20 protein-coding genes are annotated in these 24,003 nt (G+C 66.6%); 8 read left to right on the top strand and 12 right to left on the bottom strand.

The window, feature by feature from the left end; all coding sequences use genetic code 11:
- Nucleotides 1–18 precede the first annotated feature (18 nt).
- Complete coding sequence (locus CEY09_RS09895) at nucleotides 19–930, top strand: LysR family transcriptional regulator (protein WP_088588494.1); 912 nt, start codon at nucleotides 19–21, stop codon at nucleotides 928–930.
- Here the strand turns inward: CEY09_RS09895 and CEY09_RS09890 are convergent.
- Together CEY09_RS09890 and CEY09_RS09885 are read right to left on the bottom strand one after the other, a co-directional pair.
- Complete coding sequence (locus CEY09_RS09890) at nucleotides 909–2,303, bottom strand: GntP family permease (protein WP_088588493.1); 1,395 nt, start codon at nucleotides 2,301–2,303, stop codon at nucleotides 909–911. The genes CEY09_RS09895 and CEY09_RS09890 overlap by 22 nt on opposite strands.
- A 77-nt stretch (nucleotides 2,304–2,380) precedes the next feature.
- The gene (locus tag CEY09_RS09885) at nucleotides 2,381–4,543 is read right to left on the bottom strand and encodes a TonB-dependent siderophore receptor (RefSeq protein ID WP_088588492.1); all 2,163 of its coding nucleotides are present in this window, start codon (nucleotides 4,541–4,543) and stop codon (nucleotides 2,381–2,383) included.
- Between the two features lie 138 nt (nucleotides 4,544–4,681).
- Here CEY09_RS09885 and CEY09_RS09880 point away from each other — a divergent pair, with 138 nt between their 5' ends.
- On the top strand, nucleotides 4,682–5,437 hold the full coding sequence (locus tag CEY09_RS09880) for an AraC family transcriptional regulator (protein WP_088588556.1): 756 nt from the start codon (nucleotides 4,682–4,684) through the stop codon (nucleotides 5,435–5,437).
- Between the two features lie 4 nt (nucleotides 5,438–5,441).
- Here CEY09_RS09880 and CEY09_RS09875 read toward each other — a convergent pair whose 3' ends face one another.
- Entirely contained in the window at nucleotides 5,442–6,257 is an 816-nt protein-coding gene (locus CEY09_RS09875; protein ID WP_088588491.1) for an aminoglycoside phosphotransferase family protein, read from the bottom strand.
- 132 nt (nucleotides 6,258–6,389) lie between these two features.
- Nucleotides 6,390–6,827: an NUDIX hydrolase gene (locus CEY09_RS09870; RefSeq protein ID WP_088588490.1), complete on the bottom strand. Its 438-nt coding sequence runs from the start codon at nucleotides 6,825–6,827 to the stop codon at nucleotides 6,390–6,392.
- Nucleotides 6,828–6,969: 142 nt separating this feature from the next.
- Between CEY09_RS09870 and CEY09_RS09865 the strand changes: the two genes are divergently transcribed.
- The 4 genes from CEY09_RS09865 to CEY09_RS09850 all read left to right on the top strand — a co-directional run bounded on the left by CEY09_RS09865 (nucleotide 6,970) and on the right by CEY09_RS09850 (nucleotide 10,769).
- Complete coding sequence (locus tag CEY09_RS09865) at nucleotides 6,970–7,845, top strand: LysR family transcriptional regulator (protein WP_088588489.1); 876 nt, start codon at nucleotides 6,970–6,972, stop codon at nucleotides 7,843–7,845.
- Between the two features lie 154 nt (nucleotides 7,846–7,999).
- Complete coding sequence (locus CEY09_RS09860) at nucleotides 8,000–8,785, top strand: aldolase (RefSeq protein WP_006224154.1); 786 nt, start codon at nucleotides 8,000–8,002, stop codon at nucleotides 8,783–8,785.
- Between the two features lie 42 nt (nucleotides 8,786–8,827).
- Nucleotides 8,828–10,156 carry an MFS transporter gene (locus CEY09_RS09855; RefSeq protein WP_088588488.1) on the top strand — a complete coding sequence of 443 codons (1,329 nt, stop codon included), beginning with the start codon at nucleotides 8,828–8,830 and terminating at the stop codon, nucleotides 10,154–10,156.
- Nucleotides 10,157–10,163: 7 nt separating this feature from the next.
- On the top strand, nucleotides 10,164–10,769 hold the full coding sequence (locus CEY09_RS09850; RefSeq protein ID WP_088588487.1) for a 2-hydroxychromene-2-carboxylate isomerase: 606 nt from the start codon (nucleotides 10,164–10,166) through the stop codon (nucleotides 10,767–10,769).
- 52 nt (nucleotides 10,770–10,821) lie between these two features.
- Here the strand turns inward: CEY09_RS09850 and CEY09_RS09845 are convergent, their stop codons facing one another.
- From CEY09_RS09845 to CEY09_RS09820, 6 genes are all read right to left on the bottom strand, one after another.
- On the bottom strand, nucleotides 10,822–12,600 hold the full coding sequence (locus CEY09_RS09845) for an HAL/PAL/TAL family ammonia-lyase (protein ID WP_088588486.1): 1,779 nt from the start codon (nucleotides 12,598–12,600) through the stop codon (nucleotides 10,822–10,824).
- A 46-nt stretch (nucleotides 12,601–12,646) separates the two neighbouring features.
- The gene (locus CEY09_RS09840) at nucleotides 12,647–13,780 is read right to left on the bottom strand and encodes an MBL fold metallo-hydrolase (protein ID WP_088588485.1); all 1,134 of its coding nucleotides are present in this window, start codon (nucleotides 13,778–13,780) and stop codon (nucleotides 12,647–12,649) included.
- On the bottom strand, nucleotides 13,773–15,113 hold the full coding sequence (locus CEY09_RS09835) for an MFS transporter (protein WP_088588484.1): 1,341 nt from the start codon (nucleotides 15,111–15,113) through the stop codon (nucleotides 13,773–13,775). Before CEY09_RS09835 ends, CEY09_RS09840 begins: the two co-directional genes overlap by 8 nt.
- A 91-nt stretch (nucleotides 15,114–15,204) precedes the next feature.
- Entirely contained in the window at nucleotides 15,205–16,872 is a 1,668-nt protein-coding gene (locus CEY09_RS09830; RefSeq protein WP_088588483.1) for a urocanate hydratase, read from the bottom strand.
- A gap of 10 nt (nucleotides 16,873–16,882) precedes the next feature.
- Nucleotides 16,883–17,974, bottom strand: a complete 1,092-nt coding sequence (locus CEY09_RS09825; RefSeq protein ID WP_088588482.1) for a DUF917 domain-containing protein — start codon at nucleotides 17,972–17,974, stop codon at nucleotides 16,883–16,885.
- 222 nt (nucleotides 17,975–18,196) lie between these two features.
- The gene (locus tag CEY09_RS09820; RefSeq protein ID WP_088588481.1) at nucleotides 18,197–19,087 is read right to left on the bottom strand and encodes a LysR family transcriptional regulator; all 891 of its coding nucleotides are present in this window, start codon (nucleotides 19,085–19,087) and stop codon (nucleotides 18,197–18,199) included.
- 100 nt (nucleotides 19,088–19,187) lie between these two features.
- On the opposite strand from CEY09_RS09820, the gene CEY09_RS09815 reads away from it, so the two are divergent.
- Nucleotides 19,188–20,543 carry a dihydroorotase gene (locus CEY09_RS09815; protein ID WP_088588480.1) on the top strand — a complete coding sequence of 452 codons (1,356 nt, stop codon included), beginning with the start codon at nucleotides 19,188–19,190 and terminating at the stop codon, nucleotides 20,541–20,543.
- Nucleotides 20,544–20,551: 8 nt separating this feature from the next.
- Nucleotides 20,552–21,826 (top strand): Zn-dependent hydrolase, encoded by a 1,275-nt coding sequence (locus CEY09_RS09810; protein WP_088588479.1) that lies wholly within the window; start codon nucleotides 20,552–20,554, stop codon nucleotides 21,824–21,826.
- Between the two features lie 15 nt (nucleotides 21,827–21,841).
- Here the strand turns inward: CEY09_RS09810 and CEY09_RS09805 are convergent, their stop codons facing one another.
- Nucleotides 21,842–23,113 carry an ABC transporter substrate-binding protein gene (locus CEY09_RS09805; RefSeq protein ID WP_088588478.1) on the bottom strand — a complete coding sequence of 424 codons (1,272 nt, stop codon included), beginning with the start codon at nucleotides 23,111–23,113 and terminating at the stop codon, nucleotides 21,842–21,844.
- Between the two features lie 145 nt (nucleotides 23,114–23,258).
- Entirely contained in the window at nucleotides 23,259–24,002 is a 744-nt protein-coding gene (locus tag CEY09_RS09800; RefSeq protein ID WP_006224141.1) for a GntR family transcriptional regulator, read from the bottom strand.
- Nucleotide 24,003: the final 1 nt, after the last annotated feature.

Raw genomic sequence — 24,003 nt, 5'->3', positions numbered from 1 at the left:
TTAATAATTGGGGCTCGGATGGATCGTTTTCAGGAAATGCAGGTGTTTGTCCGCATCGCGGAGCGCGGCAGTTTTTCCCAGGCAGCCGAAGACCTGCAGATTCCCCGCGCGACGGTCACCAACCTGATTAAACGCATGGAAAGGCGCTTGGGCGCCCGGTTGCTGGAACGCACCACGCGCCAGGTGCGGCTGACGCACGACGGCGAGGCCTATTACCAGCGATGCGTACGCCTGTTGGCCGACCTGGAAGAGGCCGATGGTGCGTTCCTGAACACCGCGCCCAAGGGGCTGCTGCGCGTGAACGCCCAGGGCACGCTGGCCAAGTATTTCGTGATGCCGGGGCTGCCGGGCTTTCTTGAGCGCTATCCCGACATCGTCCTGCACCTGGGCGAAGACGACCGCCTGGTGGATATGGTGCGCGAGGGCGTGGACTGTGTGCTGCGGGCGGGCGCCTTGCAGGATTCGTCGCTGGTGGGCCGGCAGATTGCCCTGATGCCGCAGGTAACGGTGGCCAGCCCCGCCTACCTGGCGCGTTTCGGCACGCCCGCCACCGTGGACGACCTGGCGGGCCACCGCGCCGTGGATTACTTGTCCAGCGCCACCGGCCGTAGCATTGCGCTGGACTTCATGGTCGACGGGCGCAACGTGCTGGTGCGTCCCGGCTCGGTCATCAGCGTGACGGGGGCCGAGCTTTACACCGGCGCGGCGCTGGCGGGGCTGGGGCTGGCCCAGGTGCCGCGCTACCGGGTGGAGCGCGAGCTGGCGGCGGGGCACTTGCGGATCGTGCTGCCCAAGGCGCCGCCCGCGCCCATGCCGGTGTCGGTGCTATACCCGCAGAACCGGCAAGTGTCAGCCCGCGTGCGCGTCTTCACGCAGTGGCTGGCCGACGTGTTCGCCACGGCCTTCGATCAGACGATGCCGGTCAGGTAGTACACCGCGATCACGACGAACACCGACATGGTCGATATCAACGTGATGGCGAAAATGTCGCCGTAGGACTGGCGGTGCGTCAGGCCGGTGACGGCCAGCAGCGTGATCACCGCGCCGTTGTGCGGCAGCGTGTCCATGCCGCCGCTGGCCATGGCGGCGATCCGGTGCAGCACGTCCATCGGGATGCCTGCGGCAACGGCGCCGTCGATGAAGGTCTGCGCCATGGCGGCCAACGCGATGCTCATGCCGCCCGAGGCGGATCCCGTGATGCCCGCCAACGATGTCACGGCGATGGCTTCGCCCACCAGCGGGTCGGGGATCGATTTCAACGCCTCGGCCACCAGCAGAAAGCCCGGCAACGCCGCGATGACGCCGCCGAACCCGTATTCGGCCGCAGTGTTCATGGAAGCCAGCAGCGCGCCCGACACGGCGCTTTTGCTGCCTTCGGCGAAGTGCGCCTTGATGCTGCGAAACGAGAACAGCAGGATGGTGAAGATGCCGGCGATCAACGCGCCCATCACGGCCCACAGCGCGACCTGATCGGCGGCGTTCACGGGCATCGGCTTGGGCAGGCCGGGCAGGTTCACCTCGGCGCCTGCGGGATACCAGCCGGGGATCCAGCGCGTCAGCAGGAAGTTGGCCACGCCTACCACCACCAGCGGCAGCAAGGCGACGAGCGGGTGGTGGTCGCGTTCGCTGGGCGGCGTCGTCGGTTCATTGCGAAGTTCGGTCCCGTAGGTCTCGCCGGCCGCCGCCGCGCGCTTGCGCCGCCACTCCAGGTAGGCGATACCCGCCGTCAGCGTGAACGCCGCGCCGATCAGGCCCAGCCAGGGCGCGGCCCACGTGGTCGTTTCGAAGAAGGTGGTGGGGATGATGTTCTGGATCTGCGGCGTGCCGGGCAGCGCCGTCATCGTGAACGTGAACGCACCCAGCGCGATGGCGCCCGGCATCAGCCGCTTCGGAATGCCGCCCTGGCGGAACATCTCGGCGGCGAACGGATACACCGCGAACACCACCACGAACAGCGAGACGCCGCCGTAGGTCAATACGGCGCACACCAGCACGATGGCGACAATGGCGCGTTCCGCGCCGATCATGCGTAGTACCGCCTGCACGATCGCGCGGGAAAAACCCGACAGTTCGATCAGCTTGCCGAACACGGCGCCCAGCAGGAACACGGGGAAGTAGAGCTTGGCGAAACCGGCCATGCGCTCCATGAAAATGCCTGAAAACACGGGGGCCAGCGCGGAAGGATCCGTCAGCAATACCGCGCCCATGGCTGCGATGGGCGCGCACAGGATCACGCTGTAGCCCCGATACGCCGCCAGCATCAGAAATGCCAGCGCCGCCACCACGATGAACAATCCGGTCATTCGATACTCCAGGAATGAAGAGATAAGGGGTGAAGGGGCTACACCTTACCTCATCCTTTCGGGAGCCTGAATGACGGTCAGTACGTGGCGCGCAAGGTCAGCATCACATTGCGGGGTTCGCCGTAGACGCTGTAGTAGCTGGACGGCACCCGGCTGTAGTAGTTGCGGTCGAACAGGTTGTTCACGGTGATCGACGCGTCCAGGTTGCGGTTGACGCGGTAGCCAACCTGCGCGTCCACCACGGCATAGCCGCCTTGCCACGACGTGTTGTTGCGGCTGGTGCGGCTCTGCACCCGTGCGCCTGCGCCCACGCGCCAGCCCGGCAACACGTCGGGCGTGAAGCGGTAGGTGGTCCAGACTTTGAACAGGTGCTTGGGCGACTCCGGGTTCACGATCTGGTCTTCCTGCGTGGGGTCAGACAGGTAGCGGGTCTGCAGGTAGGTGTAGCCGGCGTATACATCCCAGTTGGGCAGCAGGCGGCCGGTGACTTCGGCTTCGACGCCCTGGCTCTGCGCTTCGCCCTGGGCGACATACCGCCCGGGATTGGCGTCATCCGGCACGGCTCGGTTCTTGTCGCGGATCCGGAACAAGGCCAGGGACGCGTTGGCGGCGCCTTCCAGGAACTGGCCTTTCAGGCCGATCTCGTACTGCTTGCCAGTGCGCGGGGCCAGGGGCTTGCCGTCGGCCGTCATCTGCCAGGCTTCCGAAAACGCGAATACGTCCGAGTAGCTGGCATATGCCGACAACCACGAATTCAACTGGGCCACGGCGCCGAAGTAGGGGACGAACTTGCGCACCTCGGGGTCGCGCCGGGTGTCGCCGGCCTCGGGCAGTACCGGCTGCGTCGCGTTGCGGTACCAGCTTTGGCGGCCGCCAGCGATCAGGGTCAGCGGGTCGGCCACGTTGAAACTAAGCTGGCCATACACGCCCATCTGGCTGGACTTGGAGTTGTTGCCCGACGTGAACGGGATATCCACTTCCGGCACATCGATGTGGTGGATATCGACGCTGTCGATGCCCGTGCCCGACGATCGGCTGTCCTGTCTGCGTTCTGCGTAGTTGGCGCCGACCATCGCCGTGTGCGTGCGGCCGAACAGCGTGAAGGGACCGGAGGCGTGCGTGTCCAGGCCCATCCAGCGGATGCGGTCCTTCTGGAATTGCAGCCAATAGGCCGCTTGGTCCGTGGCGGGGTCGACCGGGCCGTCAACGTAGCCGTACTTGCTGTCCAGGTCGGTGGCCCGGTAATTCATCGACGCCTGGCCCGTCCAGCCGCTGGCGAAGCGGTGGCTCAGTTCCGCGTAGACCTCGGACAGGTCGGTGTCGCCGCGCGCCCAGTCCACGCCGTAGAAGCCGGAGCGGGGGCCGTCGACGAACTTGCCGTTGGAATAGGTCGACAGGCCGTAGTCGAAGGGCGCCATGCGCGTTTTCTGATAAGCCGCCGACAGGGTCAGCAAGGTGTTGGCGGTCAGGTCGAATTCCAGCGAACCGTAGACCAGGCCCTGGCGCATATGGGCTTCGTCCATCGAGTAGTCGCGGTCCTGGGCGGCCAAGCCGGCCCGGGCGCGGACCCGGCCGTCGGCGGTCACGGGACCGGTCACGTCCAGTTCGGTGCGGTAATTGTTCCAGGACCCGGCCATGACGCTGCCCGTCAGGCTGAAGGCGTCCAACGGGCGCTTGCGCACCAGGTTGACGGTGCCGGCCGGGCTGCCGAAGCCTTGCAACAGGCCCGCTGGGCCGCGCAGCACTTCTATCCGGTCATACAGCGCCAAATCGAACTGTGGCAGGTATTGCAGCGCGCCGTTGGCGGGCACGCCGTCGAACTGGACGTCGGTTTCGTAGCCGCGCGCGGTGAAGTACGCGGTGCCGTCGCCGTAGCTCATGGCGCTGACGCCGGTCGTCTCGCGCAGGGCGTCCTGCACGGTGGTCATGTTCTGGTCGTCCATGCGCTGGCGCGTCACCACCGAGACCGAGTTGGGAATGTCGCGCACGTTCGTCGCGCCCTTGCCAAGCGTGACGGTGTTGGCGGTGTAGGACTGCGAACCCTCCGTCTGGCCGGGGTCCGACAGCGAATCGGCGGTGCCGCTGACCCGCACGGGACTCAACTGCGGCACCGGCGCGTCATCGGCGTGGGCGGCCGCGCCCAGGCAGGCTTGCGCCAGCAGCGCGGCGGCAAGCGTCAAACGGGGAAGGTACGGCAGGCGTGGGTGAAATGCGACGGGAACAAGCGCAGAGGCGTTCATTTTTTATTGAAAACAATGGGAATCATTTGCATTAATGATAAAAAGCAAGTTCCCGTCCTGCTGGACAGAAAATGTCGAAAAACGGACATAACTGTCAGGATGGGCGACTTCCTTCCCATTGATATCGAAAACCTGCCAATGCGTGAATTTCCCCAGGATGCGCCTGCCGTGGTCGCGCGGTCGTTCAACTACGAAAATGGCGCCCGCCAGCAGCCGCATTCGCACGAGCGTATCCAGCTGATGTATTCCCCCACGGGCATCATGCGCGTCATGACCGAGGACGGCGCCTGGATGCTGGCGCCGATGCGCGCGCTATGGATTCCGGCCGGCGTCACCCACGAGGTGAAGATGGTGGGCAGCGTCAGCATGCGTTCCGCGTTCATCATGCCGGATGCGGCGCCATGGCTCTGGAAGGAGACCTGCGCGCTGGACGTGAACCCCCTGATGCGCGAGCTGATCCTGACGCTGAACGGCCCGCCCCGCAAAGGGCCCGTGCAGCGGCTCAGTTCGGAGCTGCTGCTGAATCTGCTGGCCGATACCGAACGCCAGCACCGCCAGTTGCCGCTGCCTTTTGACCGGCGGCTGCGCAAGGTGTGCGATGCGGTCTTGCAGGCCCCGGGCAACGACGACACGCTGGAGCAATGGGGTGAGCGCATCGGCGCCAGCGCGCGCACGCTGGCGCGGCGCATGAAGGACGAAACCGGCATGAGTTTTCACCATTGGCGCCTGCAAGTGCGGATCGACGAAGGGATCTGCCGGCTGCTGCAAGGGCAGTCCGTGGTGAACGTGGCGCGCGCGCTGGGCTACGCCAGCGCCAGCGCATTCGTCTACATGTTCCGCAATCTGACGGGGGTGTCGCCGACGCGGTATGTCGAACAGATCACGGCGGCATAGGGCCTCAGGCGCCCGCGTCCAGCAGCCCCTGCGCCTGGCGTGCGATGTTCAGGTCGACCGCGGCATCGTCGCCGTCGCCCAGGTACCAGACGGCCGACAGCCCGCACCACGCCACGATCCATTGCAGCAGGCGGCGGCGGTCCAGGCCGGACTCGGCCACGATGAGGTCCAGGCGCCGCTCGAAGCAGCCGGGCGCGATAGCCACAGGCGGCACGGGGTCCGACAGGTCGGGGTTGCAGAAGATGTTGGCATAGTCGAACGCGCGTTCGCCGTAGAGCCGCTTGGGGTCGATGACCAGCCAGCCGCGTTCGCCGAAGTCCAACACGTTGTCGTGGTGGAAGTCGCCATGCAGCACCGCGAGGTCGCGCGGATCGTCCAGCAGCGCGCGGGCGTGGCGGGCGCTGTGCGCCAGGATGCCGCCTTGCGCCTGGGCCATAGGCCACAGTTCCACGAACCATTCCTCCAGGCTGCGCAGCGGCGGCAGCGGTTTGACGCGCGGGGCGTGCAGCGCCTTGAGCACGCGGCAAAGGATGCGCGTGGCTTCGTCGTCGCGGCCCGTGCGGGCATAGGCTGCCAGCGAGCGCGTGCCGGTGGCGCGTTCCAGCAGGATGGCGCAGTCGTCGTGCGCCAGCACGCGGGCCGCGCCCTGGCCGTCCCACCACGTCATCAGCACGCCGCCCTGGCGCTCGTCTTCTTCGACCGACACTTTCAACATGGCCGGCGTGCCGTCGCGCATGACGGGCAGCAGTTGCGCGGCATGGGTCACGATGGGGGCGCCGTCGGGCACGAGGTTCCAACGGGAGAGGTAGGCGTCGAACATGGGGTAGGAGGGGGAGGTAGACGGGCTGTATATAGTAGGGCCTGTCGTCGCGCCCGCATTCGTGGGGCATCGTGGAGCAGCAAGCATGAGCGGCCCGCAACCGGACCAGGCGCATTGGCGCGCCGTGGCTGATTACATCGCCGCCATCAGCGCCGCCGCCTTGCGCGCCAGCCTGGCGACGCCGAAGCTGGTCGCCAGTTCATGCCCTTCCAGGTCCGCCAGGGCAATCCAGCGGGCGTCGCGCGCATCGTCGCCCGCGACCGGTTCGCCGGATTGCCAGCGGCACAGCACGGCGATCAGGATGAAGTGGCGGCGCAGGGCGCCGACTTCGTCGCGGTCGAAGACGTCTACCGCATCGAACACATGCAGCGGCTCGGCGACCACGCCGGTTTCTTCCAGCAGTTCGCGCGCCGTGGCGGCCTCGATGCGTTCGCCCGCGTCGATCTTGCCGCCGGGAAAGGCCCAGCAGTTCTCGTCGGGCGGGTTGGCGCGGCGCACCAGCAGCACGTGGCCTTCGCGGACGACGGCGGCGATTGTCGCGGGAATGGGGCGGGCAATGGGAGTGGACATGCAGATTTCCGGCGTAGGGGCAAGCTGCAAGGGTACGCTTTCAGGCCCTTAGCGCAAATCCCCGTGGTGCCGGACGGCATCCTTGGGCACACTGTAGCCGCGCCGAATCGAGCGCGTCAGACCGGAATCAAGGGGCAGCACCATGGACACGCCGGACCGGCAGTTGCGTTATTTTTTGCGGATCGCGGAGCTGAAGTCCTTATCACGCGCCGCCGAGGACCTGGACCAGACGCAATCGGGCCTGAGCCGGCAACTGGCGGCGCTGGAAGCGCATGTGGGCAAACCCTTGTTCACGCGTACCGGCCGGGGCGTGGAGCTGACCGTAGCGGGCAGCCGCCTGCTGGAGGGCATTCAGCCCGCCTACCAGAACATCGACCGCGTCCTTGATGCCGTGCGCCAGCAGGAAGGCGTGACCCACGGCACGGTGCGCCTTGCCACCGTGCACACACTTAGCTACTACTTCATGGCCGACGTCGTGGCCAGCTTCGTCAGCAGCCACGAACACGTGAACCTGTCCGTGATGGGGCGCAGTTCGCCCGACGTAGTGGCCCTGGTGGAAAGCGGCAAGGCCGACGTGGGCTTCGTCTATGACGCGGCGGTGGCCTCGGACAATCTGACGTCCACCCCGTTGTTCGACGACGAGATGTGCCTGATCGTGCGCCGGGACGTGCCGCTGGCGGACGCGGTGGATCTGGGCGGCATGCCGTTGCGGCTGGTGGGCTTTCCGTCCCATTACGCCTTGCGCAAGATGATCCACAGCGCAGGGCTGCAGCCCGAGTTCATGGCCGAGGCCGAGACCATCGACGCCATGCTCAAGCTGGTGTCCTCGGGGGTGGGCGCCTGTATCCTGCCGTCGCGCATCCCCGAAAAGCTGCTGACCGACTACGGCTTGCGCAAGGTCGGCATCCGCAGCCCGGTGCTGCGCCGCCGCGTGGTGGCGATCACGCCGGCCCAGCGCCAGCCCTTGCCGCTGGTGGCCGAGCTGTTGGCGTGCGCGCACCGCATCGCTGCGGCTTGACGGGTAACCCCTGCACCCCCGGCGGCCCCGTTCCGCCTTCCGAATAGCTGCTATGAGCCTGGCTGCATGGCTAGTTTGCGCGGTGGTTTCCATACTGTCCTGACCTTGCACGGCGTCCTTCGACGCCGCAAGCCAAGGACATCAAGGGGAACCCATGAATACCGCATTGCGAGAGAAATCGTATTTCGACACCCGTGCCACGCAGGAAATGGCGCGCCATCTGCAGGCCGTGCCGCGCAGCATCCAGGAAACCATGGCCTACGCCTGCCGCATCCTGGCGATGACCGAGCAGGAAGCCGGCCTGGCGGGACAGATCAGCGTGCGCTCGGCGCGCCCGGGCGCGTACTGGACCCTGCGCTTCGGCCTGGGCTTTGACGAGGCGACGCCGGCGGACTTCATCGAAGTCGACCGCGACCTGCACACCCTGACGGGCGACGGTATGCCCAACCCGGCTACGCGCTTCCATCTGTGGGTATACGAAGCGCGCCCGGATGTGCAATCCATCATCCACACGCATTCGCCGTGGGCCTCGGCGCTGGCCGCCGCACGCCAGCCGCTGGTCATTTCACAGATGGACATGACGCCGCTGCACGACGACTGTGCCTTCCTGGGTGAATGGCCGGGGGTGCCGATCGCGGACCAGGAGGGCGTGATCATTTCCGAGGCGCTGGGACGCAAGCGCGCCATCATCCTGGCGCACCACGGTTATCTGACGGCGGGCGGCTCCTGCGAGGAAGCGACGTATCTGTCGGTCTATTTGGAGCGTGCGGCGCGCATGCAGATCCGCGCCCAGGCGTTCGGGCCGTTGACGCCGGTAGACGACGCCCTGGCGCGCGAGGCGCACGACTACCTGCTGAAGCCTTCGATCGTGCGCGCGACCTTCGACTACTGGGCTCGGCAAACGCACGGCATCGCGCCGCTGCCGCTGCCCCAAGCCTGATTCCGCTCGCATCCGATCACGACCTTTTCCAGGGGAGTCACGATGATGACGACCAAGCCTGCTGCTGCGCGTTCGCGCCGCGATTATGTGACGGCTGGCCTTGCCAGCATGATGGGCACCACGATCGAGTGGTACGACTTTTTCCTGTACGGCACGGCTGCCGCTCTGATCTTCAACAAGATCTTCTTTCCCGCCTTCGACCCGCTGACAGGCACGCTGGCGGCGTTTGCGACGTATTCCGTGGGGTTCTTCGCGCGGCCATTGGGCGGCGTGATTTTCGGCCACTATGGAGACAAGATCGGCCGCAAGTCCATGCTGCTGATCACCTTGCTGCTGATGGGCGTGCCTACCATCCTGATCGGGCTGATCCCTTCGTATGAGCAGATCGGCTATTGGGCCGCCGTGCTGCTGGTGCTGATGCGCTTTCTGCAAGGCATTGCAGTGGGCGGCGAATGGGGCGGCGCGGTGCTGATGGCGGTAGAGCATGCGCCCGAAGGCAAGAAGGGCTTTTTCGGCAGCCTGCCGCAGGCCGGCGTGGCGCCCGGGCTGATCCTGTCGTCGCTGGCGATGGGCGCAGTGGCCGCGCTGCCCGAAGCCGACATGCTGTCCTGGGGCTGGCGCCTGCCGTTCCTGGCCAGCGTGGTGCTGTTGCTGGTGGGTTGGTTCATCCGCGTTAAGGTGGCCGAGTCGCCCGACTTCGAGCAGATGCGGGAAAAAGGCGCCAAGGTCGAGGTGCCGGTGGCCGAAGTGCTCAAGCACCACCGGCGCGCGTTGCTGGTGGTGGTCGGCGCGCGTCTGGCCGAGGTGACGTGGTTCTACACGGTCGTGACGTTTTCGCTGGCCTACGCCACGGGCACGCTGGGTATCCCGCGCTCCGTCATGCTGGACGCCACGATCTGGGGGGCGGCGCTAGCCCTGTTCACGATGCCGCTGTTCGGGGTGCTGGGCGACAAGATCGGCCACAAGTGGGTGTTCATGGCGGGCACAGTGGGCATCCTGATCTGCGCGCCGGTCTTCTTCAACCTGCTGGGCTCGGGCGATAAAGCCTGGATCATCGTGGCGGTTTGCCTGGCGGTGGGGCTGGTATACGCTTGCCTGTACGGACCCGAAGGCACCTTGTTCTCCAGCCAGTTTCCCGCGCATGTGCGGTACACCGGCATTTCGCTGGCGGTGCAGGTGTCGGGCGCCATCGGCGGCGGGCTGGCGCCCATCTTGGCGACCTGGCTGCTGGCCAAGGGCGGGGGCGACCCGAAGTACGTGGTCTGGTACCTGAGCGCGCTGGGCGTGGTTGCTTTCTTCAGCGCCTGGCGCATGCAGGGCGAGGCTGCCACGCCTGCCGCCCTGCGCGTGCCCGCGGCGGCAAGAACCTGAGGCTCTCATGAAGACGATCGACTATTACTTCTGGATGAATTCCGACTGGGCCTACCTGGGCGCCGACCGGCTTGAAGCATTGGCGGTCCGCCAGCAAGCGGCGATCCGCTACCTGCCCGTGGACTTGCCCGACGTCTATGCGCGCACCGGCGGCGTGCTGCTTGGGCAGCGCTCGCCCGAGCGCCAGGCCTATCGCGTGGCGGAGCTGGCGCGCTGGTGCGCCAAGCTCGGCATCCACGTCAATCCGCAACCGGCGCACATGTGCCCGGATGCGTCGCTGGCCTCGCGCATCGTCATCGCGGCCGATCGTGCCGGCATGCCGGTGCTGGCGCTGTACAAGGCGATCCTGAAGGCGGAATGGGTGGACGATCAGGACATCTCCGACCCCGCTGTCCTGCGCGGGCTCATGGAGAAACTGGGACTGGCTGCCGCAAGCCTGCTGGCGGCAGCCGACGCACCGGACATCGAGGCCACGTATCGCCGCAACACGGATGAAGCGGTCCAGGCCGGCGTGTTCGGCTCGCCGTCCTACGTGTATCGGGGCGAGGTGTTCTGGGGCCAGGACCGGCTGGAAATGCTGGAGGAAGCCATTGCGGCGTCTTCGGACGAGTAGGCGGGGGCGTAGGGTGGTGGCGCGCTTCACGCGCCGCCGCCCGCCAGGCTGTTCAAGGCAAAGACGCCAGCTTGTCCGGGCCTGCCTGGCCTCGTGCCAAGAAGTCGTTGGCACGGACGATGTCCACGTCGTTGCGGCGGTCGGCATCCATATAGGGCACGTGCTTGCGGAAATCACGCCACAGCGCCGCCGTTCCCGTGCCCAGCTCGTAGCCGGGACGCTGGGCGCGCCGCAGGTCCACCGCCTGGGCGGCGTGCATCAGTTCAACCGCCAGCAGCGTCGTCAGCCGGTCGATCTGTGCGGAGACCCTGCGGCCGGTAGCGGGCGCATTGGTGCCCACATCTTCGATGTTGCCGGCCTGCGCCTGCACGTCGGTCACGATGGGCAGCGATAGGGTCCGCACATCCGCGGCAAGCGACGACACCGTTTTCTGGATCGGTCCATAGCCGATCGCGCCATTGCCGGGACTGAGAAAGCGTGGCAGCGCGGTGAACGCCGGGTCGGTGAGCCGTAAGGTGCGTTGGGCCGACAATTGCGCCGTTTGGGACAAGGCCACGCCGAGGCTTTGCAGCGGCAGTACCCAGGCGCTGGGGTCGAATCCGGCGGATGGCAGGACGGCGCCGCGCACGGGTCCGTCCGTGACGTAGAACTGGGCCGCGTAGGCTTGCGTGCCTGCGGCCGGTTGCGCGTCCAGCGCCACGGTAGGATTGTCGTCGGAACTGTTGATCTGGATCTGAAGCTGGCGCTCCAGCAGGCCCAGCATGTCTCGCGCCGCGCCATGCACCTGGCTGACGGTGCGAAAGCTCAACGGGTCTTGCAGCGCGCGCTTGGGGTCGGGTTGCCACAGGGCGCTGCCGTGCAGCAGCGTCAGCATGTGCCCAGCCGTCCGCCGCTGTCCGTCATAAGGCCGTTGCGCCTGCGTCGCGGCCAGCAGGGGCGCCAGGTTTCCATCCAATCCTTCAAGCGACAAGGCAGCCACCGCATCAGCCTGGTCCAGCAGCCGGGCCGCGTCCAGCGCCGCCAGCGAGGCGACGGCGGCGCCGTAGGCATTGGCGCTGACGATGGCCAGGGCGTCTTTGCCGAACGGGCGTACGGGTTTCAGGCCGGCCAGTTCCAGCGCTTCTGCCGAAGGCATGCGGCGGCCTTGGTAATAGGACTCTCCTTCGCCCATCATCGCCAGCCCGATCTGCGCCAGGATGGTGATGTCGGCCTGTCCGACGGAGCCTTCACCGAACATCACGGGTGTAATGCCGCGATTCAAGAACTCGGCGTACTGGCGCAATATCTCCACCTGCAGGCCGGAGCCGCCGAACAGCGCCGAATTCAACCGGATGAGCATGGCTGCCCGAGTCACGTCCTGGGGGGCTTCGGCGCCATACCCGGCGCTGTGCGAATGCAGCAGGTTCCGGTTGAACTGTTCAGAGACCTTGCGCACGTCGGGCGAGATGTCGCCGCCCTTGAAGAGGGTCTGATCCTTGTTCAGACCCACGCCGCGGTTCAATCCGTATACGGGGCGGTCCAGCTTGGCGTAGGCCAGCAGCAGTTCGAAGGAGCGCTGGGCACGTGCGGTAGCGTCGTCAGCCAGCACGACGCCGCAGCCCAGTCGCGCGACGGCGCCGACCTGCTCCAGGGTGAGCGAGCGGCCGTCCAGCGTGACCGGCTTGCAGGCTGCGGATGCGCTCGTTGGGTGCCATAGCGCTAGCAGCAGGGGCGCCATGGCGGCGCCCCGCCGCAGGGCAGAGGAGAGGGCGGCGAGGCGACCGCGCAAGCGGGCGATGCTGCGGCGGCGAAGCGGGCGGGCAGGGGCGTGCGGCGCGGGATGCATGAGCATGGCGGCTCCAGACAGGCGATGGTGGGGCTTCGAAGGGACGAGAAGGCTAGCGCGGCGGGGGCGCGCCCAGGGGCAGGCGCATCAGGTCTTGCCCCAGCACGACCGGACCCTTGAAGGTCTGGCGCGCCTGCAGCCAGTGTTCGGCGGGGGCGTCGCCCGGCACGAGATGCGACAGCACTAGCGTTTTCACGCCCGCGCGGGTGGCCACGTCGCCGACTTCGAGCGGCGTGGCGTGCGCGTGCAGCAACTGTGTGGCCAGCGCCTGCTGCCGGGCATCCCAGGGCTTGGCGCCGACGATATGGTCCACCCAGGCCGGGTCGATCGCTTCGTGCACCAGGATGTCCGCGCCGCGCGCCAGCTTGACCAGGTTGTCGCTGACCGCCGTATCGCCCGAAAACACGACCGAGCCGGCCGCCGTGTCGAAGCGGTAGGCAAAGTTGGGGTACACCAGTCCGTGCGGCACCAGGATGGCGCTGACCTTGACGCGGGTATCCTGCCAGACGGCGAACGGCTCCATGGGCGGCGCCGGATCGGTGTTCGGATCCTTGACGACGCCGGCCGGCACCACGATGTCGTGCGCCTGGAAGAATTGCCGAATGTCCGGCACGCCTTCGCTGCGCACGCGGATGTTCAGGTCCGCCGCCATGCCGGCGACGATGGACGCCACCAGGTCATGCGTACCCGGCGACGGATTCTCGGCATGAATGACCACATCGTCCTTCATGCCCGGCGCCAGCGGGGGCAGCACGCCGCGCGGGCCGGGCCCGATGATCTGCATGGACGCCCTGGCGCGGCGGCGCGCGCTGGGGTCGTAGGCCAGCAGGTTGGCCAGGTCGATGATGTGGTCGGTGTGCAGATGCGTAAGGAACACCGCTTGTTCGGTGCCGGGCTTGACGCCGGCACGGCGAAGCTGGCGGTAGACGCCCGAGCCCACGTCGACGATGTAAGCCTGTCCATCGACCACCAGTGCGGACGAAATCCCGTGGGGAGAATCTTCACCGTACCAGGTGGGGCCACCCGCCACGCCCACCAACACCAGTTCGGCGGGCGGCGGTTCGGTGGCGGCGGCCGCCCGGGGGGCCGCCGACCAGAAGGCCGCAAGCGTCAGCGCGGCCGCTGCGGCGCCCAGCCGGCGCCAATCGCCCGGACGGCAAGCTCCTGCCTTGCGGGGCTTATCCATGACGGCCCTGCGGCAAGATGGTCAAGGCCACCAGCGCAACGACGCATGCGCCCATGACGTACAGCGCGGGGGCGAAGGCTACGCCGGTGGTGTAGGTGATCCACGTCAGGATGGCGGGCGCAAATCCGCCCAGTATCGTCACCGCCGTGTTGTACGACAGGGACATGCCCGAGGACCGCACCGCCGTGGGAAAGACTTCGGACAGTGCTGCCGGCGCCACGCCCACATACATGGCCACCATCAGGCAAAACATCGACTGCACCACGATCAGCGTGGTCTGCGTGTGCGACACCTTCAGCCACATCATCAGCGGATACACGGCGATCAGCAGGAGCAACGCGGCGGCGCGCAGCACGGTGCGCCGGCCGTAGCGGTCGGACAGCGTGCCGGAGAACACGCAGCCGCCGATCAGGAACAGGTTGCCGACCAAGGCCGCCACGAAAGCCTGAGAGCTGGAGAAGCCCAGGGATTTCTGCACGTAGATGGGCATGAAGATGATTAGCGCGTACGGACCGACCGCCCACAGCACCGACATGCACAGGCCCGTCAGCAGCTCCTTCGGATAGTCGCGCACCACGGCAAGCAGCGGCGTCTTGACGCGGTCGTTCTGGCGCGCCTGGCGAGCCTGCTCTTCGCGGAAGTGCGGCGTTTCGTCCAGCGCGCGGCGCATCCACAGCCCCACCGGCGCGATCGCCAGGCCGATGATGAACGGCACACGCCACCCCCATTCCCCGATCTGCTGCTCGGTCAGGAAGGTGGTGACCAGCGTGGCCACCAGCGCACCCAGCAGATTCGAAATGCCCATGCTGGCCTGCAGCCAAGACGCGTATTGACCGCGCTTGCCCTCCGGGGCGTGCTCGACGAGGAAGGCGGTGGCGCCGCCGACTTCGCCGCCGGCCGAAAAGCCCTGCAGCACGCGGCCGCAGACGATGAGCAGCGGGGCGCCCACGCCAATGGCGGCGTAGGGCGGGGCAGCCGCGATCAGCAGCGTGCCGACGGCCATCAGCATGATGGTCAGGGTCAGCGCGGCCTTGCGGCCGGCGCGGTCGCCATAAGAGCCCAGCACCAGCGCTCCCAGTGGCCGAACCACGAAGCCCAGCCCGAACGCCAGGAACGAGGCCATCAACTGCACGGTCGGGTCTTCGTTGTGAAAGAAGTTCTGACCGATGTACACCGCAAACAGGGCGTAGACGGTGAAGTCATACCACTCCAGTGCGTTGCCTGCCGATGCCGCGATGACGGCCTTGCGGCCGCTGCGCTCTTGCGCGGTGGCCTGGGAAGCGGGGTGGCCCGGCAAGGCCCCGATTCCCGGATTGATGATCACGTCTTTCATTGCATTCCCCATTGAGATCGTTTGCGCTTGATCCGCGCTATCTATTACTGCTGTCCGACTGTCCATTGACTGAATCGCATTGCCCGCCGCGTTACTGGCCGCCTGCACGGCCAGTGGCGGAGGTATCGATGCGAGCGATGCCTTTTTTGCGCACTTCATCCAGTGCTTCCTCGTAGCCTGCGTCCGCGTACCGCAATACGCCGCTGGCGGTGTCGTTGGTCATGGACAGCCGCAGGCGCGTTTCGGCCGCCTCGGTGCCGTCCGCCACCACCGTCACGCCCGCGCTGGTCATGTAGCCGCTGTACCCGCCGCCGCCCGAGTGGATCGCGACCAGGTCGGCGCTGGATGAACAGTTGATCATCGCGTTCAGCAACGGCCAGTCGGCAATGGCGTCCGAGCCGTCGCGCATGTTTTCGGTCATGATGTTCGGGTGCGCCATCGCGCCGGCGTCCAGATGGTCGCGGGTGAACGCGACCGGTGCGCTCAGGATGCCCTCGCGCACCATGCGGTTGACCTCCAGCGCCAGCTCGGTGCGCTCGCCGTGGCCAAGCCATGCGATGCGCGCGGGCAGGCCTTCGAATGGCACTTCCTTGCGCGCCAGCCGGATCCAGTTGGAGACGATGGCGTTGTCGGGAAAGCGCGCGAGCAGGAAATCGTCGATCTTGCGGATGTCGTCGGGGTCGTTGGACAGCGCGATCCAGCGGAACGGGCCGATGGCGCGCGCGAACAGCGGCCGCAGGAACGCTTCAGTGAAGACGGGGATCTCGAACGCGCGTTGCACGCCGCCCTGGCTGGCATGGGTGCGGATCAGGTTGCCGTTGTCGAAGACCACTGCGCCCTGGTCCTTGAAGCCCAGCATGGCGGTGACGTGGCGCACGATCGAAGCGCGGCTGGCGTCCATCAGCCCGGGGATATTGGTGCGACGCAGTTCCGCCACGGCTTCAAGCGTATGGCCGGAAGGGATGTAGCCATAGACCAGGTCATGCGCCGACGTCTGGTCGGTGACGATGTCGGGCACGATGCCGCGCGCCAGGATTTCGGGATAGATGTCGGCGGCATTGCCCAGCAGGCCCACCGACAGCGGTTCGCGGCGTTCCTGGGCCTGGCGGATCAGCGCAAGGGCCTCGTCCAGCGTATCCGCGCGGCGTTCCAGGAAGCCGGCCTTGATGCGCTTGTCGATGCGTTCGGGGTTGATTTCCACCGTCAGGATGGCGGCGCCCGCCATGCGGCCGGCCAGCGGCTGCGCGCCGCCCATGCCACCCATGCCCGCGGTCAGGATGAATCGGCCCCGCAGGTCATTGCCGAAGTGGCGTTCGGCGATGCGTGAAAAAATCTCGTACGTGCCCTGGATCACGCCTTGCGAGCCGATGTACTGCCAGTCGCCCGCCGTCAATCCGCCCCAGCAGATCAGATTGTCGCGTTCCAGCTGGTAGAAGTTTTCGGCGTGGGCCCATTGGCCGACTATGTTGCAGTTGGCCATGATGACGATGGGCGCCATCGGATGCGTGCGAAGCACGCCGATCGGCTTGCCGGATTGGACGATCAGGGTCTGATCCTCTTCCAGTTCCTGTAACTCGCGGACGATTGCGTCGTGCGATGGCCAGTCGCGCGCGGCGCGGCCCAGCGCCGCATAGACCACCAGGTTGTCGGGGTCTTCGCCCACCGCCAGCACATTTTCCAGCAGGCGCAGCAGCGCTTCCTGGCGCCAGCCTTTGCAGCGCAGCACGTTGCCGCCGGGGATGTTGAATGCTCGTTTCACGCCGATGTCCTCAGGAAGCCAACGCGTAGTCGGTGAAGTTCATGCCCAGCGCCTTTTCCACGATGGGGTAGACGGACGGGTCCGTCACGCTGGAGGACAGGGGGAGGTGCTGCTTGCTCACGTGCAGGATGCTGACTTGCAGGCCCTCGCGCAGCTGGCCGGCGCTGACGGGGTTGCCGTCGGCGTCCAGCGTAGTGATCACGTCCGGATAGCAGGCGACGCGTCCGCCTTGCCCATCGGTGACCGCCATGTGTTCGTTCATCACGTGGATCACGCGCTTGGCGGCGCCTTCGCCGATCTCGACCGTGCCGATGTCGAAGGCCTCTTCGGTGTATTTGAGGGTATTGCGCACGACCTTGCCCGAGCCAATGATCTCGCCCTCGGTGGCCTTGCAGATCGCGTCGATCACCGCGCTGCCGCCGCGGGGTTGCGCCGCCAGGATGGCTTCGCCCAGCGCCAGCGCGCGGCTGATGCCGCCCAGCGCGGCGTGGCGGCGCACATACGAGGCGCGGATCGGGTTGCGGCAACTGGCGATGAAGCCGCCGGCCATGTCGGCCGCCTTGCGCAGCACGGGCGAGACGCGCCCGGTGGCGCCATGGATGGTCAGTTCCATATAGGCGTTGTTGGCGCGGTTGCCGCCGACGGCGCACTGGATCATGGGTTCGGGGCTACCGGCCAGGCCCAGCGACCCCATGTCCCCGGTGGGGTGGGCGCGGATATCGCCCACGGCATCCACGACCTTGGTGCCCAGCACGGCGGAAGGCAGCCAACCGTTGAGCGTGCTGGACATGCCGTTCTGGCCGATGATGAGGCCGTAGACGCGTTCGCCCAGGGCATCCTGCAAGCGCTGTGCCGCGCGGACGTAGTCGATGCCCAGCATCTGCCAGTCGGTCAGGCCGCCCGGCGCGCCGATGGCGGCCGCAGTGGCGATCCACGCATCGTCGGGCACCTCGTCCATCGACACCAGCTCAGGCCGGCCGATGGTGACCGCCAGCGAACCCAGTTCGCGCCCATGTTCGGCCCAGCCGCCGCCGCCACAGGCGAACACCGAGCCGCCCCGCACGGCCGCCTCGACATCGCGCATTGTCAAAATCCTACCCATGATGGCCTTCTCCCCGATTGCCGTTTCAATAGCTTCCCGCAAGTTTTGCGGAACAGACGGGGGCATCATAGGAACCAATTTTGATAATGTCGTATTACCTTTTATGCCTGCTGCATAACATCGTGTTAATGGTCTACGGTGGCTCATAGCGCAGCTGCCGCGCCTTGGTGTGGCGCCCTAAGGGATATCCCCAGGGACTGCGCCGCAGCCGCGGGACGTGCCCTAGGGGCGCTGGTCCATCGTATGGAGCACCTGGATGAAAGCCTGCGCCAGCCGTGACAAGGGCTGAAGCTGCAGGTGGAACACGTTGACGGGCGCGTTGACGGTTCCGACGATGGGCACGGTCACCACATCCGACCAGATCGGGCCGGCCACGGTGATCTCGTCCACCAGGGCCACGCCGGCGCCCGCCTGGACCAGGGCGCAGGCCACGTGGGCCTGCTGCACTTCGATACGCGGTTCGGGCTGCGCATCGCCGCCGCCGAACAGCTTGTTGATCAGCATGCCGAACGGGATGTCGGCGCTGTAGCCGATCAGCGGTTCGTCGACTAGATCATTCACGGTCACCTGCTTGCGTGCCGCCAGCGCGTGGCCCTTGGGCAGCACGGCGACGATGCGGTTTTCATAGAGGGGCTGCCAGGCCAGGCTGGGATGGTCCACCGGCATGTACGCCACGCCCAACTCCACCTGCTGCGTCAACAGCGACTGCAGCATCACTGACGGAATCAGTGTCTGCAGCACGATGCGCACCTCAGGGAACTGCCGTCGGAACTGCGCGATGGCGCGCGGCAGCAGGGATTGGCCCAGGCTGGGGCTGCACGACAGGCGCAACTGGCCCTCGCGGTTCTCGGCCAGGTTGTCAGCCACTTCGTTGACCCGCTGCACGTTCTGGTACAGCGCCGTCACCTCGACGAACAGGCGGCGCGCCTCCGGCGTGGGATACAGCCGGCCCTTGATGCGCTGGAACAGCATCAGTCCCAGGCGTTGTTCGGTATAGGCGATCAGCCGGCTGACCGCGGGTTGGGAGACGAACAGCAGCTTGGACGCGCCGCTGATGGATCCGCTGAGCATGATGGCCCGGAAGACCTCGATCTGCCGCAGATTGAGTTTCATATGCTTAACCTGATGTTAATTCCTACGCACATATAAGCATAAGACGTTTTGCTTGGGCCGTTACTACACTTCCAGCACTCAACACAGGATGGAAGCGGTCATGAGCGAATTCGATTTGGTGGTGCGCGGCAATATCGTGGACCCGGACGGGGTGGCGATGGACGGTTGGCTGGCGGTGCGTGACGGCCGCATCGCGCAGCGGGGCACGGGCGTGGCGCCCGCTGGCCATGACAGCGTGGACGCGCGCGGCATGTGGATCATGCCCGGCGTGGTGGATGGCCAGGTGCATTCGGGCAGCCAGCTGAACCAGGAAGGCCTGGGCTGGGCCTCGCGCGCGGCGGCGGCGGGCGGCGTCACCGTCATGGTCGACATGCCCTACGACGATCCGGAACCCGTCGCCTCGCGCCCACAGCTGGACGCCAAGATTGCCGAAGTCGAGCGCGACTGCCATGTGGACGTTGCGTTGTTCGGCACGCTGAACCCCCAGCATGGGCTGCAGGCGGCCGCCGGGCTGATCGAAGGCGGCGTCTGCGCCTTCAAGTTCTCGACGTTCGAAGCCACGCCGGGCCGCTTTCCTCGCATCGAGGAAGACGACCTCTACGACGCCTTCCGCCTGATTGCGCCTTCCGGGCTGGCTTGCGGCGTGCACAACCAGATGCAGGAGATGACGCGCAAGAACATTGCGCGCCTGGTTGACGCCGGCGACACGGGCTGGGACGCGTTCATGCGGGCGCATACGCCGCTGATCGAAAACCTGGCCACCGCGCTGATCTACGAGATCGGGGCGGAAACCGGCGCGCGCGCCCATGCGGTGCACGTGTCGACCTCTCGCGGCTTCGAGATCTGCAACATGTACCGGCAGAATGGCCATCACGCCAGCATCGAGACCTGCGTGCAGTACTTGATGCTGAATCACGAGGAACATACCCGCCGCTTCGGCGCCAAGACCAAGCACTATCCGCCAATCCGGCCCAAGGCCGAAGTGGACCTGCTGTGGACGCACATCGCCAACGACGAATGCACTTTCGTGTCGTCGGACCATGTCAGCTGGGGCCTGGAGCGTAAGCAGAACCCGAACGTCTTCAAGAATTCGTCGGGCGGTCCCGGCCTGGAAACGCTGCTGCCGGCATTCTGGACTGGCTGCGAAGAGCACGGCATTTCGCCGTCGATGGTCGTGCGGCAACTCAGCAGCAACCCGGCCCGGCATTTCCTGCTGGATGACCGCAAGGGCACGCTTGAGGTTGGCAAGGACGCAGACATCGTGATCCTGAAGCCCGAACGCTACGCTTTCGATCCGGCGGGCAGCCTGTCGGCGGTGCAGTGGAGTTCGTTCGAAGGGCGCGAGTTCACCGTGCGCGTCGCGGGCACCTGGTGCCGTGGCCAGCAGGTCTACGACGGCCAGCGCATCGTCAACCAGAAGGGCGATGGCCGCTTCCTGCGCCCGCGCCAGGCATGAGGACGACGATGACTCTCGCCGAACTTCCTTCCTTTCCCCCGCTCAATGCCGACCGCCTGTGGTCGCGCATTGAAGCCTTGTCCCGCTTCACCCTGCCCGACGTCCCGTGGACGCGCCGCGCCTTTTCGCCCTTGTTCGACGAGGCTCGCGCCTGGCTGCGCAGCGAATTCGAAGCCGCCGGCCTGGCCACCCGCCTGGACGCGGGCGGCAACCTGATCGGCACCCGCGCCGGGCGCGACCCGGCCCGCAAGCCGATTGCCACCGGCTCGCATTGCGACACCGTCATGGCCGGCGGCCGCTTCGACGGCATCATCGGCGTCCTGGCCGGCATCGAAGTCGCGCACACGATGCAGGAACACGGCATCGAACTGGCGCATCCGTTCGAAGTCATCGACTTCCTGTCCGAAGAACCCAGCGACTACGGCATCTCGTGCGTGGGCAGCCGCGCGCTCTCCGGCCAACTGACGGCCGACATGCTGGCCGCCCGCAACCCCGACGGCGAGACGCTGGCCCAAGGTATCGCCCGCATCGGCGGCGACCCGGCGGCGCTTCATGCCCCCTTGCGCAACGCGGGCGACACCGCGGCGTTCGTCGAACTGCATATCGAACAGGGCCCCGTCCTGGAAAGCCGCGGCCTGCCGATCGGTGTGGTCACCAACATCGTGGGCATCCGCCGCGTGCTGATCGTGGTGGAAGGCCAGCCTGATCATGCCGGCACCACCCCCATGGACATCCGCCGCGACGCGCTGGTGGGTGCGGCCCGCATCATCGATGCCGCCAGCCGCCAGGCCAGCGCCGCCAGCGGCAATCCGCATTACGTGGTGGCCACGGTGGGCCGCTTGTCGATGACGCCGAACGCCGCCAACGCCGTGCCCGGCCGCGTGGAGCTGACGCTGGAAATGCGCAGCGACAGCAACGCCGTGCTGGACGCGTTCCCGGAAACGTTGATGGCGGGCGTGGCCGACGACCTGAAGGCGCTGCGCCTGACGGCAGGCTTCACGCAACTGAGCCGCGCGCAGCCCACGGACTGTTCGCCGCTGGTGATGGACGCGGTCAAGGCCGCGGCCGACCAGCTGGGTTACGCGTCGATGCGCCTGCCCAGCGGCGCGGGCCATGACGCCGTGTACATGGCGCCCACGGGCCCCATCGGCATGGTCTTCATCCCGTGCCTGAATGGCCGCAGCCACTGCCCGGAAGAATGGATCGAACCCGCGCAGTTGCTGGACGGCACCCGGGTCCTGTACCAGTCGGTGCTGGAGCTGGACCGGGTGCTGCGCGCGTAAGCGGGGTGCTGCCGCCTACTTCTTCACCAGCGGGCAGGTCGACTTCGACAGGGGCATGAACGCCTGGTCGCCGGGTAGCGTCGCCACCAGCTTGTAGTAGTCCCACGGCCGTTTGGATTCAGACGGCTGCTTGACTTCGAACAGGTACATGTCGTGCACCATGCGGCCGTCTTCGCGGATGCGGCCGTTGGTGGCGAAGAAGTCGTTGATGGGCAGGGACTTCATCTGCTTCATGACGGCCACGGGTTCGTCGGTGCCGGCTGCCTGCACGGCCTTCAGGTAGTGCATCACCGACGAATACGTGCCCGCCTGGCTCATGTTGGGCATCTTCTTGAGCTTGTCGTAGTAGCGCTGCGACCAGGCGCGGGTCTGGTCGTTCATGTCCCAGTAGAAGGCCTCGGTCAGGGTCAGGCCGGCGGCGGCTTCCAGGCCGATGGCGTGGATGTCGTTGATGTACAAGAGCAAGCCGGCCATTTTCTGGCCGCCCTTGGTCAGGCCGAATTCGCTGGCGGCCTTGATGGCGTTCACGGTGTCGCCGCCCGCATTCGCCAGCCCGACGACCTGGGCTTTGCTGGCCTGGGCCTGCAGCAGGTAGGACGCGAAATCGCTGGATCCCAGCGGATGGCGCGAGGCGCCCAGCACGGTGCCGCCATTGGCCTTGACGACTTCGGTGGCGGAGGCCTGCAGCGTGTGGCCGAAGGCGTAGTCCGCCGTCAGGAAGTACCAGGTCTTGCCGCCTTTCTCCACGGTGGCGCGCGCGGTGGTGTTGGCCAGCGACCAGGTGTCGTAGGTGTAGTGCACGGAATAGGGCGAGCACAAATCGTTCGTGATGCGTTCGGTGCCGGGGCCGCTGAAGACGACGATCTTTTTCTTTTCGCGGGCCACTTCCAGCACGGCGAGCGCGGGCGCCGAGCCCGCCACGTCCATGATCGCGTCCACCTTCTGGGTGTCGTACCATTCGCGCGCCTTGGCGGCGGCGATGTCTGCCTTGTTCTGGTGGTCCACCACCATCAGGTCGATCTTCTTGCCCAGCACCGTGCCGCCGAAGTCGGCGATCGCCATTTCGGCGGCGGTGGCGCTGCCTTTGCCCGTCACGTCGGCGTAGACGCCGCTCATGTCCAGGATCAGGCCCAGCCGGACGATGTCGTCAGAGACGGCGGCAGGTTGCGCGTGCGCAGGCGCGGCCAGGGCGGCGGCGATGCCCGCGGCAATGGCGGTGGTGGTGAACAAACGGGTAAGCGTGCTGCGGCAATGCGATGAAATCCGGGGCGTGTTGGCGTTAGCCATGGTTTGTCTCCTCTTGTGCCGGATCTGTCTGGAACCTGCTGGCGCTTGATTGGCGTGATGCCGCGCTCTATGTGGGTCTGGGTCGGGCCGCGAAACGGGGGCGTGGTGGCGGGGTAGGCTCCTTGGGCGGTCGGGGTCTGGGGGATCAACGCTGGGTCAGCAGGTCGAATTCCATCCGCACTTTGCGGAACGGGAATTCCAGCCGCGCGAAATACACCACGCGGCCATCGATGCAGGCATAGCGGCGCAACTCGGCCACGGGCGACGACACTGGAATCTGCAAGGATTCCGCGGACTCCTGGCCGGCCTCGATCACGTTCAGCACCTGGCGGGCCTCGGTGATGCGGGCGCCGTAGAACTGGTCCAGCACCGGCGCGACGGTGCTTTTCTGGATGCGGGCGCGATGCTTGCGGAACAGGCCGCTTTCCAGGAAGACCTCGCTATAGCAGAAGGGGCCCGCCTCCGTGGTGTGCACGCGGCGCAGATATTGGAAGCTGCCGCTGCGGTCGGCCTCGCAGGGCATGCCCAGCGTGTCGGGCAGCGGCGAGTCGGCGCTGGATTCCACCAGCGACACCGTGCCCAGCTGATTGCTCAGTTCCACGGTTTCGGCCCAGGTCTTGGGGATCAGCAGCGTAGGCGTTTCCGGCAGTTCGGCGTTGACGAACGTGCCCGACCCGCGCGAGCGCCGGATCAGCCCGTCCTGCTCCAGCAGGCCGAACGCCTGGCGGATGGTCGCCCGCGAAATGCCATAGGTTTCCATCAGCGATTCCAGCGGCGGGATCTGCTGGCCCGGCCGCCAGGTGCGGTTCTGGATATGGCTGCGGAACAGCGCCGCCGCTTGCAGGTAAAGCGGCTGGGGGCTGTGCGAAAAGAGCTTGCGGGCGGACATG

This window comes from Achromobacter marplatensis (assembly GCF_002209535.1).
GTDB lineage: Bacteria > Pseudomonadota > Gammaproteobacteria > Burkholderiales > Burkholderiaceae_B > Achromobacter > Achromobacter marplatensis.
This window is presented reverse-complemented; position numbering and strand designations above follow the sequence as displayed.

Bases quoted from the DNA above. Each gene is read 5' to 3' on its own strand.
- CEY09_RS09835 (WP_088588484.1), bottom strand. From the start codon at position 15,113: ATGAAAGACGTGATCATCAATCCGGGAATCGGGGCCTTGCCGGGCCAC.
- CEY09_RS09860 (WP_006224154.1), top strand. From the start codon at position 8,000: ATGAATACCGCATTGCGAGAGAAATCGTATTTCGACACCCGTGCCACG.
- CEY09_RS09865 (WP_088588489.1), top strand. From the start codon at position 6,970: ATGGACACGCCGGACCGGCAGTTGCGTTATTTTTTGCGGATCGCGGAG.
- CEY09_RS09810 (WP_088588479.1), top strand. From the start codon at position 20,552: ATGACTCTCGCCGAACTTCCTTCCTTTCCCCCGCTCAATGCCGACCGC.
- CEY09_RS09895 (WP_088588494.1), top strand. From the start codon at position 19: ATGGATCGTTTTCAGGAAATGCAGGTGTTTGTCCGCATCGCGGAGCGC.
- CEY09_RS09800 (WP_006224141.1), bottom strand. From the start codon at position 24,002: ATGTCCGCCCGCAAGCTCTTTTCGCACAGCCCCCAGCCGCTTTACCTG.
- CEY09_RS09890 (WP_088588493.1), bottom strand. From the start codon at position 2,303: ATGACCGGATTGTTCATCGTGGTGGCGGCGCTGGCATTTCTGATGCTG.
- CEY09_RS09825 (WP_088588482.1), bottom strand. From the start codon at position 17,974: ATGGGTAGGATTTTGACAATGCGCGATGTCGAGGCGGCCGTGCGGGGC.
- CEY09_RS09805 (WP_088588478.1), bottom strand. From the start codon at position 23,113: ATGGCTAACGCCAACACGCCCCGGATTTCATCGCATTGCCGCAGCACG.
- CEY09_RS09845 (WP_088588486.1), bottom strand. From the start codon at position 12,600: ATGCTCATGCATCCCGCGCCGCACGCCCCTGCCCGCCCGCTTCGCCGC.
- CEY09_RS09850 (WP_088588487.1), top strand. From the start codon at position 10,164: ATGAAGACGATCGACTATTACTTCTGGATGAATTCCGACTGGGCCTAC.
- CEY09_RS09880 (WP_088588556.1), top strand. From the start codon at position 4,682: ATGCGTGAATTTCCCCAGGATGCGCCTGCCGTGGTCGCGCGGTCGTTC.
- CEY09_RS09855 (WP_088588488.1), top strand. From the start codon at position 8,828: ATGATGACGACCAAGCCTGCTGCTGCGCGTTCGCGCCGCGATTATGTG.
- CEY09_RS09820 (WP_088588481.1), bottom strand. From the start codon at position 19,087: ATGAAACTCAATCTGCGGCAGATCGAGGTCTTCCGGGCCATCATGCTC.
- CEY09_RS09875 (WP_088588491.1), bottom strand. From the start codon at position 6,257: ATGTTCGACGCCTACCTCTCCCGTTGGAACCTCGTGCCCGACGGCGCC.
- CEY09_RS09885 (WP_088588492.1), bottom strand. From the start codon at position 4,543: ATGAACGCCTCTGCGCTTGTTCCCGTCGCATTTCACCCACGCCTGCCG.
- CEY09_RS09870 (WP_088588490.1), bottom strand. From the start codon at position 6,827: ATGTCCACTCCCATTGCCCGCCCCATTCCCGCGACAATCGCCGCCGTC.
- CEY09_RS09840 (WP_088588485.1), bottom strand. From the start codon at position 13,780: ATGGATAAGCCCCGCAAGGCAGGAGCTTGCCGTCCGGGCGATTGGCGC.
- CEY09_RS09815 (WP_088588480.1), top strand. From the start codon at position 19,188: ATGAGCGAATTCGATTTGGTGGTGCGCGGCAATATCGTGGACCCGGAC.